This is a genomic window from Marilutibacter penaei (assembly GCF_014145395.1).
GTDB classification, from domain to species: domain Bacteria; phylum Pseudomonadota; class Gammaproteobacteria; order Xanthomonadales; family Xanthomonadaceae; genus Marilutibacter; species Marilutibacter penaei.
Genome location: NZ_JACHTE010000008.1, coordinates 152,946 through 164,168, shown reverse-complemented (window position 1 = coordinate 164,168; position 11,223 = coordinate 152,946). Strand labels below are relative to the sequence as shown.

General features: G+C 68.6%; 12 protein-coding genes. 3 read left to right on the top strand and 9 right to left on the bottom strand.

Going from position 1 to position 11,223, the window contains the following annotated elements; translation table 11 throughout:
* Window position 1: 1 nt before the first annotated feature.
* The 6 genes from carA to hrcA all read right to left on the bottom strand — a co-directional run bounded on the left by carA (window position 2) and on the right by hrcA (window position 7,115).
* Window positions 2-1,126 (bottom strand): glutamine-hydrolyzing carbamoyl-phosphate synthase small subunit, encoded by a 1,125-nt coding sequence (gene carA / locus H4F99_RS12340; RefSeq protein ID WP_182670040.1) that lies wholly within the window; start codon window positions 1,124-1,126, stop codon window positions 2-4.
* Between the two features lie 207 nt (window positions 1,127-1,333).
* A complete protein-coding gene (gene dapB / locus H4F99_RS12335) occupies window positions 1,334-2,056 on the bottom strand; it encodes a 4-hydroxy-tetrahydrodipicolinate reductase (RefSeq protein ID WP_182670039.1) in 723 nt (240 codons plus the stop codon).
* 52 nt (window positions 2,057-2,108) lie between these two features.
* Complete coding sequence (dnaJ, locus tag H4F99_RS12330) at window positions 2,109-3,239, bottom strand: molecular chaperone DnaJ (RefSeq protein WP_182670038.1); 1,131 nt, start codon at window positions 3,237-3,239, stop codon at window positions 2,109-2,111.
* Between the two features lie 134 nt (window positions 3,240-3,373).
* Window positions 3,374-5,296, bottom strand: coding sequence for a molecular chaperone DnaK (gene dnaK, locus H4F99_RS12325; protein WP_182670037.1), 1,923 nt, complete (start codon window positions 5,294-5,296; stop codon window positions 3,374-3,376).
* A 137-nt stretch (window positions 5,297-5,433) separates the two neighbouring features.
* Complete coding sequence (gene grpE, locus H4F99_RS12320; protein WP_182670036.1) at window positions 5,434-5,955, bottom strand: nucleotide exchange factor GrpE; 522 nt, start codon at window positions 5,953-5,955, stop codon at window positions 5,434-5,436.
* 107 nt (window positions 5,956-6,062) lie between these two features.
* Window positions 6,063-7,115 carry a heat-inducible transcriptional repressor HrcA gene (gene hrcA, locus H4F99_RS12315; RefSeq protein WP_182670091.1) on the bottom strand — a complete coding sequence of 351 codons (1,053 nt, stop codon included), beginning with the start codon at window positions 7,113-7,115 and terminating at the stop codon, window positions 6,063-6,065.
* Between the two features lie 181 nt (window positions 7,116-7,296).
* Between hrcA and recN the strand changes: the two genes are divergently transcribed.
* Window positions 7,297-8,964 carry a DNA repair protein RecN gene (recN, locus tag H4F99_RS12310; protein WP_182670090.1) on the top strand — a complete coding sequence of 556 codons (1,668 nt, stop codon included), beginning with the start codon at window positions 7,297-7,299 and terminating at the stop codon, window positions 8,962-8,964.
* Window positions 8,965-8,974: 10 nt separating this feature from the next.
* Here recN and fur read toward each other — a convergent pair whose 3' ends face one another.
* Window positions 8,975-9,376 carry a ferric iron uptake transcriptional regulator gene (fur, locus tag H4F99_RS12305; protein WP_182670035.1) on the bottom strand — a complete coding sequence of 134 codons (402 nt, stop codon included), beginning with the start codon at window positions 9,374-9,376 and terminating at the stop codon, window positions 8,975-8,977.
* Window positions 9,377-9,517: 141 nt separating this feature from the next.
* Here fur and H4F99_RS12300 point away from each other — a divergent pair, with 141 nt between their 5' ends.
* Window positions 9,518-9,907, top strand: a complete 390-nt coding sequence (locus H4F99_RS12300; protein ID WP_182670034.1) for an outer membrane protein assembly factor BamE — start codon at window positions 9,518-9,520, stop codon at window positions 9,905-9,907.
* An 18-nt stretch (window positions 9,908-9,925) separates the two neighbouring features.
* Here H4F99_RS12300 and H4F99_RS12295 read toward each other — a convergent pair whose 3' ends face one another.
* Entirely contained in the window at window positions 9,926-10,207 is a 282-nt protein-coding gene (locus H4F99_RS12295) for an RnfH family protein (RefSeq protein WP_182670089.1), read from the bottom strand.
* A 10-nt stretch (window positions 10,208-10,217) separates the two neighbouring features.
* Window positions 10,218-10,652 carry a type II toxin-antitoxin system RatA family toxin gene (locus H4F99_RS12290; RefSeq protein ID WP_182670033.1) on the bottom strand — a complete coding sequence of 145 codons (435 nt, stop codon included), beginning with the start codon at window positions 10,650-10,652 and terminating at the stop codon, window positions 10,218-10,220.
* A 58-nt stretch (window positions 10,653-10,710) separates the two neighbouring features.
* Between H4F99_RS12290 and smpB the strand changes: the two genes are divergently transcribed.
* Window positions 10,711-11,223, top strand: a complete 513-nt coding sequence (gene smpB, locus H4F99_RS12285) for an SsrA-binding protein SmpB (RefSeq protein WP_182670032.1) — start codon at window positions 10,711-10,713, stop codon at window positions 11,221-11,223.

Here is an 11,223-nt window from a genome sequence, read left to right as displayed (position 1 = left end):
GTCAGTTGGCCTCCATGAGCGCAACGAATCGGTCGAAAAGGGGCGCAACGTCGTGCGGGCCGGGGCTGGCTTCCGGGTGGCCCTGGAAGCTGAAAGCCGGCGCGTCGGTCAGTTCGATGCCCTGGTTGGAGCCATCGAACAGCGAGCGGTGGGTCACGCGGACGTTCGAGGGCAGGGTCGACTCGTCGATCGCGAAGCCGTGGTTCTGCGAGGTGATCATGACGCGCCCGTCATCGAGGTCCTGGACGGGGTGGTTCGCGCCGTGGTGGCCGAACTTCATCTTCATCGTGCGGGCGCCGGCGGCGAGGCCGAGCAGCTGGTGGCCCAGGCAGATGCCGAAGGTCGGCACACGCGCGGCGATGAACTCGCGGATCGCGGCGATCGCGTAGTCACAGGGTTCCGGATCGCCGGGGCCGTTGGAGAGAAAGACGCCGTCGGGCTTGAGCGCCAGGACCTCGGCGGCCGGCGTCTGCGCGGGCACCACGGTCAGCTCGCAGCCGCGTTCGGCGAGCATGCGCAGGATGTTGTGCTTGACGCCGAAATCGTAGGCCACGACCTTGAAGCGCGGCGCGGCGGTCACGAAGGCGTTGCGGTCCAGGTCGAGCTGGCCGTCCGTCCAGGCATAGCGCTCGGCGGTGCTGACCTCCTTCGCCAGGTCCATGCCCTTCAGGCCCGGGAACTTGCGCGCGGCCTCCAGCGCCTTGTCGGCATCGATGCCCTCGCCGGCCATCAGCGCCCCGCCCTGCGCGCCCGTGTCGCGCAGCAGGCGGGTCAGCTTGCGGGTGTCGATGCCGGCGATGCCGACGATGCCGCGCGCGGCCAGCCACTCCGGCAGCGCCACTTGGCTGCGCCAGTTGCTCGGGCGACGTGGCACGTCGCGCACGATCAGGCCCGACGCCCATGTCTGGCGGGCCTCGTCGTCCTGGTCGGTGCAACCGGTGTTGCCGATGTGCGGGTAAGTCAGCGTCACCAGCTGACGGGCGTAGGACGGATCGGTCAGGATTTCCTGGTAGCCGGTCATCGCGGTGTTGAACACCACTTCGCCGACCGAAAGGCCGGGCGCGCCTACTGAAATGCCCTCGAAGAGGGTGCCGTCTTCGAGTGCAAGGAGTGCGGGTTGGGTCACGGGGGTCGCCTTGGAAGCCGGGAAATGCCGACCTGCCCGGCTTCGCGCAGACCCATGAATCCAGGTTGCAGCAAAGCGCGGACGCGGTGGGGACCGGTCCGGCTCGGGAGGTTCAGGCGAGCGAGAATTCTAGCGGCTGGCGCAGGATCGCGCCAGCCTCATCGGAGCGTCGACCGGGCGATGGCGCCCCGCTGTTCATGTCGACCCTCAGTCCAGCAGGTCGCGTACCCGGTACTGCCCCGGCGGTCGTGCCACCAGGCGCGAAGCCACGTGCAGCGCCCCGCGGGCAAAGATGTCCCGGTTGGTGGCGCGGTGCACGAGCTCCACGCGTTCGCCCAACCCGGTGAATTGCACCGTGTGCTCGCCAACGATGTCGCCGGCGCGCAACGAGGCATAGCGCGGCGTTGCCCCGCCCTGCCCGGCGCATTCGCCCAGGGTCAGCGCGGTGCCGGACGGGGCATCCAGCTTGTGGACGTGGTGCGATTCGACGATGTCGCAGTCCCAGCCCGGCAAGGCTTGGGCGGCGCGCTCGACCAGCTCGTTGAGGATCGCCACGCCCAGGCTGAAATTGGTCGCCCAGGCCAGCGGGATCGTGGCCGCGGCCCGGGCGAGCGCCTCGCGCTGCCCCTCGTCGATCCCGGTCGTGCCCGAGACGAGCGGCCGTCCGCGGGAGACGCACAGGGCCAGGATCCGGTCGAATCCGGCCGGCAGGCTGAAGTCGATCGCCACGTCGAACGCGGGCACGCCGCCCAGTTCGTCCGCCGAGAAATGCGGGATGCCGTCGACCACGCGCTGCGAGGGCGTCGAGCGATCGATGGCGGCGACGACGGTCAGATCGTCACGCTCGCCGGCCAGGCGCAGCAGGGCCTGGCCCATGCGGCCGGATGCGCCGTGGATCAGTACACGGCAAGGATGTGGGGTGTCCGTCATGGCGAAGAGGCTAAAGCCGACGGTCGTCGTCGACAAGCGTCCCCCTCCGCGATCAGGACTTCATCCGCTCCCAGAAGCCCTTCACCCCATCGAGGAAGGTCGAGGACCGGGGCGAGTGGCGGCGTGCGCCGTCACCGACGAAGGTCGCTTCGAACTGCTCGAGGATCTCGCGCTGTTCGGGTGTCAGGTTGATCGGTGTCTCCACCACGGCGCGGCAGTACAGGTCGCCGGGACGGCGGCTGCGGACGGACTTCACGCCCTTGTCGCGCAGGCGGAACATCTTGCCGGTCTGGGTCTCGGCCGGAATGCGCAGTTCTACGTCGCCCTCGAGTGTCGGCACGCGGATGGTGTCGCCCAGTGCCGCCTGGGAAATGCGGATCGGCACTTCGCAGTGCAGGTCGTCGCCGTCGCGCTGGAAGACTTCGTGCGGCTTCACCCGCACTTCGACATACAGGTCGCCGGGCGGCACGCCGGGCGGTCCGGCCTCGCCTTCGCCCGAGAGCCGGATCCGGTCGCCGGTGTCGACGCCGGCGGGGATCTTCACCTGCAGGGTCTTGTTGCGTTCCACGCGGCCCTGTCCGTGGCAGTCGCCACACGGGTTGGCAATGGTCTGGCCACGACCGCCGCAGTGCGGGCAGGCCTGCTGCATCGAGAAGATCCCGCGCTGGAAGCGCACCTGGCCGCGGCCACCGCAGGTCTCGCAGGACTCGGTCTTGCCGTCCGCCGAGCCGCTGCCGCTGCAGGTGCCGCATTCGTCCAGGGTCGGGATCTCGATCTGCCGGTCGATGCCGCCGACCGCTTCCTCGAGGTTGAGCTCCATGACGTAGCCGATGTCGGCACCCCGTCGCGGACCGCGCGGGCCACCCGCGCCACCGCCAAAGATGTTGCCGAAGATGTCGCCGAAGATGTCGCCCATGTCGGCGTAGCCGGGGCCACCCGCGCCCCCGCCCATGCCATGCTCGAAGGCCGCATGGCCGTGCTGGTCGTAGGCGCGGCGCTTGTTGGCGTCCGACAGGACCTCGTACGCTTCCTTGCACTCCTTGAACGCGATTTCCGCCTCGGCGTTGCCGGGGTTGCGGTCAGGATGGTGCTTCATCGCGCAACGACGGTAGGCTTTTTTCAGCTCCTCGTCGTTCGCGGTGCGGGCCACGCCCAGGACGTCGTAGTAATCGCGCTTGCTCATCGTTGTTGCAGGTTCCCCGGCCCGCCGGCGGATGCCGGGCCGGGCTGTTGATGCGACAAGGGTCCGAAACCGCAGGACGATCCCGAACCCCGTGGCCTGCCCCGGACCGCGCGTGGCGGCCGGGGCGTGCCGGCTTACTTCTTCTCGTCGTCCTTGACCTCGGTGAACTCGGCGTCGACGACGTCATCGGCCGGACGGGCCTGCTCGCCGCCCTCGCCTGCGCCGGCCTCGGCGCTGGCCTGGGCCTGGACGGCCGCGAACAGCGCCTGCGCGGCTTCTTCCAGTGCCTTCGACTTGGCCTCGATCTGGCCCTTGTCGTCGCCCTTCATCGCGGTCTCGACGTCAGCGATGGCGGCCTCGGCGCTGGCGATGGCCTCGCCCGGCAGCTTGTCGCCCTGGTCCTTGATGGTGCTGCGCACCGTGTGGACCAGGCCGTCCGCCTGGTTGCGGGCCTGGACCAGCTCCTGGAACTTCCGGTCCTCCTCGCGGTTGGCCTCGGCGTCGGCGACCATCTTCGCGATCTCGTCCTCGGACAGGCCCGAGCCGGCCTTGATCTCGACCTTCTGCTCCTTGCCCGTCTTCTTGTCCTTGGCCGTCACGTGGACGATGCCATTGGCGTCGATGTCGAACGACACCTCGATCTGCGGCATGCCACGCGGCGCGGCGTCGATGCCGGTCAGGTCGAAGCGGGCCAGCGACTTGTTGAAGCGGGCCTGTTCGCGCTCGCCCTGGAGGACGTGCACGGTCACCGCGGACTGGTTGTCCTCGGCGGTCGAGAAGGTCTGCGAGGCCTTGGTCGGCACCGTGGTGTTCTTCTCGATGATCTTGGTGAAGACGCCGCCCAGGGTCTCGATACCCAGGCTCAGCGGGGTCACGTCGAGCAGCAGCACGTCCTTGACGTCGCCGGCCAGCACGCCGCCCTGGATCGCGGCGCCCACGGCCACCGCCTCGTCCGGATTGACGTCCTTGCGGGGCTCCTTGCCGAAGAATTCGGCAACGGCCTGCTGGACCTTGGGCATGCGGGTCTGGCCACCGACCAGGATGACCTCGCTGATGTCGCTGGCACGCAAGCCCGCGTCGTTCAGCGCGATCCGGCAGGGCTCGATCGACTTCTTGACCAGGTCCTCCACCAGCGACTCGAGCTTGGCGCGGGTCAGCTTGATGTTCAGGTGCTTCGGCCCGGAGGCGTCGGCGGTGACGTACGGCAGGTTGACTTCCGTCTGCTGCGCGGACGACAGCTCGATCTTGGCACGCTCGGCGGCGTCCTTCAGCCGCTGCAGGGCGAGCGGATCCTTGCGCAGGTCGATGCCCTGGTCCTTCTGGAACTCGTCGACCAGGTAGTCGATGACGCGCTTGTCGAAGTCCTCGCCACCGAGGAAGGTGTCGCCGTTGGTGGCCAGCACCTCGACCTGCATTTCCTCGTCGACCGAGGCGATCTCGATGATCGACACGTCGAAGGTGCCGCCGCCCAGGTCGTAGACCGCGACCTTGCGGTCGCCGCCCTTCTTGTCCATGCCATAGGCCAGCGCGGCCGCGGTCGGCTCGTTGATGATGCGCTTGACCTCGAGGCCGGCGATCTTGCCGGCGTCCTTGGTGGCCTGGCGCTGGCTGTCGTTGAAGTACGCCGGCACGGTGATCACGGCCTCGGTGACGGTCTCGCCCAGGTAGGCCTCGGCGGTCTTCTTCATCTTGGCCAGCACTTCGGCCGAGATCTGCTGGGGGGCCATCCGGTTGCCGTCCTGGGTCGCGACCCAGGCATCGCCGTTTTCGTGCTCGATGATGTCGTACGGGACCAGGCCGATGTCCTTCTGGACCTCGGCGTCCTTGAACTTGCGGCCGATCAGGCGCTTCACCGCGAAGAAGGTGTTCTTGGGGTTGGTGACGGCCTGGCGCTTGGCCGAGGCGCCGACCAGCACTTCGTTGTCCTTGGTATACGCGACGATGGAAGGCGTGGTGCGATCGCCTTCGGCGTTCTCGATGACCTTGGCGTTGCCGCCTTCCATGATCGCCACGCACGAGTTGGTCGTGCCGAGATCGATGCCGATGATCTTGCCCATGGTGGTGTTTCCTCTGGATGCTTTGACTGTTGCGAATCTGGACGTGCGGCGCGGTCTTCCGGCCCAGCCGGACGGCCCGCAAGCCGCCAATGTCTGCTATCTGGGGCTGCCGGGCGCCGGTTCAAGGGCCGCGCGGCTCACGTGCCCTGGCAGACCACCACCAGTGCCGGGCGCAGCAGGCGGTCGTTCAGCAGCCACCCCTTCTGGTACACCTGCACCACGTGGTTGGGCGCATGGTCCGGGCTGTCGACCATGCTCATGGCCTGGTGGTGATCCGGATTGAAGGGCTGGCCAACGGGGTCGACCGGGACCAGGCCGTTGTCCGCGCCGACCTTGAGCAACTGGCGCAGGGTCAGTTCCATGCCCTCACGCAGGGGCGAGGCGTCGCCGTCGGCATTGCCGAGACCTGCCTCAAGGCTGTCGATGACGGGCAGCAGCTCGCCGAGCAGGCGCTCGTTGGCGAAGCGGCGGGCGGTCTCGATCTCGCGGGACAGGCGCTTGCGCTGGTTCTCGAGGTCCGCGCGCTCACGCAGGGCGTCCTCCTTGAGGCTGGCCAGCTCGGCCTTGACGGCCTCCAGCTCCACCTCGATCGGCGGGGCGGCAGCTTCATCGATGTCGGAAGTCGGGACGGTGTCGTCCGGGTTCGGGGTATGGTTCATGGGGCTCGATCCGTGGGCGGTGACTTGGGAACGGAGCGCACGGGTGCGCAACACCGCTGCAATTGGGGTCGCCGCCCCGCGATTCAAGCGGTCCGCCACCGCCTGTATCAGTGCGGCTCCCCCGCGAACGCCTCGCCCAGTATGTCGGCGGTCGCCTGCACCACCGGGATGACGCGCTCGTAGGCCATGCGGCTGGGGCCGATCACCCCGAGCACGCCCAGCACTTGCCCGCCCATCCCGTACGGCGCGGACACCAGCGACATGCCCTCCAGGGGCGCCAGCCCGGTCTCCTCGCCGATGAAGATCCGGACACCGGGGGCCTGGATGGTGCGTTCCAGCAACTGGAGTATCTCGCGCTTGCGCGCGAACGCCTCGAACAGGTCGCGGAGGCGGTCGATGTCGGTCAGGTCCTGGACGCCCATCAGGCGGGTCTGGCCGCTGAGCAGCATGTCCTCGCCATCGGGCGCGAGCACCTGCTCGGCGAGCTCAAGCGAGCGCGCGAGCAGCGCCTCCATCTCGGAGCGGTCGTCGCGGAGGGCTTCCAGCAGCCGTTGCCGGATATCGGCCAGTGGTCGGCCGGCATGGTGGCTGTTCAGGTAATTGGCGAGTTGCTCGAGTTCACCGCCATCGTAGGGTCGACGTACCTGGACGATGCGGTTCTGGACCTCGTTGTCGGCGAACACCAGGATCGCCATGACGCGCCGGGCATCGAGCGCCACGAAATCGATGCGCCGGAAGGCGAACTGCTCCCGTCGGGGCAGGCTCACCACGCCCACGAAACGGGTCATCGCCGACAGCAGCTCGGAGGTGTTGCCCAGCAGGGCCTGCGTGCCATGGCCCGCGGGCAGCTCGCCCCGCAGGCGCGCCATCTCGTCCTTGGGCAGGGGCTTGACCTGGAGCAGGGAGTCCACGAACAGGCGGTAGCCCTGCGCGGTGGGGACTCGCCCGGCCGACGTGTGGGGTGCGGCCAGCAGGCCGGCCTCTTCCAGGTCGCCCAGGATCTTGCGAATGGTCGCGGGGCTGATGTCCAGGCCAGCGTGCCGGGAGAGGGTCTGTGAGCCGACCGGCTCGCCATCCCGGATGTAACGGCCGATCAGCGTGCGCAGGAGCTGGCGCGCCCGGGGGTCTTCCGCGAGCTCCGTCGCGCGCGCCGGGTGGATGCCTGCCCTGTCCGTCCTCCGGTTCACCTGACTTCCCCCGTTCCTGGCCCGTTTCACGGCTCATCTGGTGCGACGCGCATGGGCTATCGTGCTGTCCCCTAGATAACAGCCGTCGGGCCGCGCCCACAAGGGGTGCGACACGTGTTGGCGCCGCCCGGACCGCGTGCTAGCTTCCCGCGCCATGCTCACCTACCTCTCCATCAAGCAGTTTGCCGTCGTGGCCTCCGCCGAGCTGGAATTCGGCCCGGGGCTGACCGTGATCTCCGGTGAAACGGGGGCAGGCAAGTCGCTGCTGGTGGACGCGCTGGGTCTGCTGTCGGGCTCGCGGGCCGACAGCGGCGTGGTCCGGTACGGGGCGGAGCGCGCGGAACTGGTGGCTGCGTTCGAGCTCCAGGACGCGCCATTGGCGGCCGCCTGGTTGCGCGAAAACGCCATGGACGAGGACGACGCATGCCAGGTGCGCCGGGTGATCCGTGCCGACGGCGGTTCCCGCGCCTGGATCAATGGCCGGCCCGCCACGGCCGGGCAACTGGCGGAGCTCGCCAACCGGCTCGTGGAGATCCACGGCCAGCACGAACACCAGGCCTTGTTGTCGCGCCCCAGCCAGTTGGCCCTGCTCGATGCGTTTGCCCGCAACGAGGAGGCCCTGGCCGGGGTGGCGACCCGTGCTCGCCACTGGGCCGTCCTGGTCGAGGAACGCCAGCAGCTGTCCGGGCGGGGCGACGTATCCGAGCGCATCGACTGGCTGGCCCACCAGTTCGCCGAACTCGACAACGAAACGCTGGAGCCGGCGTCACTGGCGCAGCTCGATGCCGACCATCGCAGGCAGGCCCACGCCTCTGCCTTGATCGAGGCCTGCGACAGTGCGTTCCGCCGCCTGTCGGGCGAGGAAGACAGCTCGCTCAGCGGCAGCCTCGACCAGGTGAGGACCGAGCTGGGCCGGGTGCGTGAGCACGAGCCCCGGTTGGGCGAGGTCGACGGGATGCTCGATGCGGCGGCCATCCAGGTGGACGAAGCCCTCAGCCTGCTCGACCGGATCCGGAGCGATCTCGACATCGACCCCAGCGCGTTCGAGGCCATCGAGCAGCGCATTGGCCGCCTGCACGAGCTGGCCCGCAAGCATCGCGTCGCGCCGGACGAGCTGGAGGGCAAACGGGACGCCATCGCCGCGGAACTGCAGGCGCTCGAGGGCGCCGGCGCGCGGCTCTCGGCGCTGGACGTGGAGATCGAAGCCGCGCGTGATGCGTGGCGGGAGGCGGCCGCGGCGCTGGGCGACCGTCGCCGCCAGGCCGCCGCTGCACTCTCCTCGGCCACGAGTGAGCTGATCGCGGAGCTGGGGATGGCAGGCGGCCGCTTCGAGATTCGCATCGAACCCCTGGATGAAATCCGGCCGGACCCGCAGGGAGCGGAACGGGTGGAATTCATGGTCGCGGCCAACCCCGGCCAGCCCGCGAGGCCGCTGCGCAAGGTCGCCTCTGGCGGTGAGCTGTCCCGCGTGTCGCTGGCGATCGAAGTGGCCGCGCTGGGGCTGGATGCCGTCTCCACCATGGTCTTCGACGAGGTCGACTCGGGCATCGGTGGTGCGGTGGCGGACGTCGTGGGCCGCAAGCTGCGCGAACTGGGGCGGCACCGGCAGGTGCTGTGCGTCACCCACCTGCCGCAGGTGGCCGCACAGGGCCACGCGCACTATCGCGTCAGCAAGGCGTCGGCCGAGGGGCTCACCCAGAGCGCGGTCGTCCGGCTTGACGCGGATGCGCGTCGCGACGAGCTGGCGAGGATGCTGGGAGGTGCCGAGCTGACCCGCGAGGCCCGCGCCGCCGCACGGCGCCTCCTGCAGGACGTCGACTAGCGCTTGTCGACTAGCGCTTCTTGCGCACGTAGAGCACCAGCGAGTGCTCCTCGATGTCGTAGCCGTGCGCTTCGGCGATCTGCCGCTGCAGGGTCTCGATCTCCTCGCTTTCGAACTCGATGATCTTGCCGGTGTCGATGTCGACCATGTGGTCGTGGTGCTGGCCGCGATCGAGCTCATAGACCGACTGGCCGGACTCGAAGTTGTGCTTGAGCACCAGGCCCGCCGCCTCGAACTGGGTCAGGACGCGGTACACGGTCGCCAGCCCGATGTCCTCGCCCTTGTCGAGCAGGTGCCGGTAGATGTCCTCCGCGGTCATGTGTCGCGGCTTGGCACTTTCCAGCAGGTCGAGAATACGCAGGCGGGGGTGCGTCACCTTGAGGCCGGCATTGCGCAACTCTTGGGATTCCATCGTGGCTCCTGTTCCTGGCGTGGGCCGGGGTCGCTCGCATCGGTGCGGTGCCCAACCCTGCATGAACGCGTCGGCGGCACCCCCTCGCGACGGGGCCATCAGTGTATCATCGGGACGATGCCCGCCAGACCTGAATTCCCGATGCGCAAGTTGCTCCCCCTCCTCCTCGTCGTCCTGCTCGCCACCGGCTGCGGCGTGATGTATCGACAGCCCATCTACCAGGGCAACCTGCTCGAAAGCGCTGCCGTGGAGCAACTGGAAGCCGGGATGAACAAGCAGCAGGTCCAGGCGCTGCTGGGTACGCCGTCCATCCAGGACCCGTTCAATGCCGATCGCTGGGACTACACCGCCAGCCAGCGCGTCGGACGCCGTGCCCACACCGAGTTCAAGACCTTTACCGTATGGTTCGAAGGCGACACGGTGACCCGCTGGGAGGGCGACTATTTCCCCGAGCAGGACGAGGCACTGGCCCGCGATACCGTGCAGCAGTTCGGCCCGAACCTGGCCAAGGAAAAGGACAAGCGCCGCTGACCCCCGAACGGGGACCGGTCAGCCGCGGCCCCTGGCGGCCTTCGGGTCGCGTTCCGCCGCACGTCGCCGACGCGCCTCCTTCGGATCGATTTCCAGCGGCCTCAGCAGCTCGATCCTGTCGCCTTCGCTGAGCAGCGCATCGCTCTCGACGCGGCGACCGTGCAGGGCCAGTCCAACCACGTCGGGTGCCTCCAGCCAACCCACGCAAGCCAGGGCGTCCGCGACACGGGCGCCCTCTTCCACGTCGGCCCAGCGGCTTTCGTGGCGGCCCGGCCAGGCCATCAGGACTTCGACGCGCATGCCCGGGCCGTCAAGTGGCATCCTCGCGATCGGCCACCCGCACGAAGTCGTCCACCATGCGGTCGGCAAGCCCCTGGAACCCGAGCGTGAACGCGGGCCCCAGCAGGCGCATCGACGGCTCGAAGTCCAGCGTCAGGGTGACCTTGCACGCGGACTCGTCGAGGGCATGGAACTCCCAGCGTCCGAGGAGTTTCCGGAACGGTCCATCCACCAGTCGCAGGTCGATGTGGTGGGGCGGCGCCAACGTGTTCTCGGTGGTGAACCACGTACGCAGTGCGCCGAGGCCCAGATCGAGCCGTGCCACCATGCGCCCTTCTTCCTCGGCGATCACCTGGGCCTGTTCGCACCAGGCGAAGCGGCGCGGATAGGCTTCGATGTCGTTGACAAGCGCGAACATGCGCGCGGCGGCGTGTTCGACCAGTGCGGAGCGGCGGACAGTGGGCATCGGGTCTCGGCATTCGGGCCCCCTGCACCGGACGGCCGGTTTCGGGGACAATGGCGCGATGGCTAAGAAATCGGACAACAAGAGCGGCAAGGATAAAGGAAAGGGCGCGGGTGGCGGCACCATCGCGCTGAACAAGCGTGCACGCCACGAGTACCACCTGGAACAGCGGTTCGAGGCGGGGTTGGCGCTGCAGGGCTGGGAGCTGAAATCCATACGGGCGGGCCGCGCCCAGATCGGCGAGAGCTACGCGATCATCCGCAATGGCGAGATGTTCCTGTTCGGGGCGCAGATGACGCCGCTCATCTCGGCTTCCACCCACGTGGTCAGCGATGAACGCCGCACGCGCAAGCTGCTGCTGCACCGGCATGAAATCGACACCCTGATCGGCAAGGTCGAACGCGACGGTTACACCCTCATTCCCACCGCGCTCTACTGGAAGGGAAACAAGGTCAAGGCCGAACTGGCCCTGGCCAAGGGCAAGCAGTCGCATGACAAGCGCGCAGCGGAGAAGGACCGGGACTGGGCGCGCGACAAGCAGCGCCTGATGCGCCAGCACAACAAGGACGCCTGA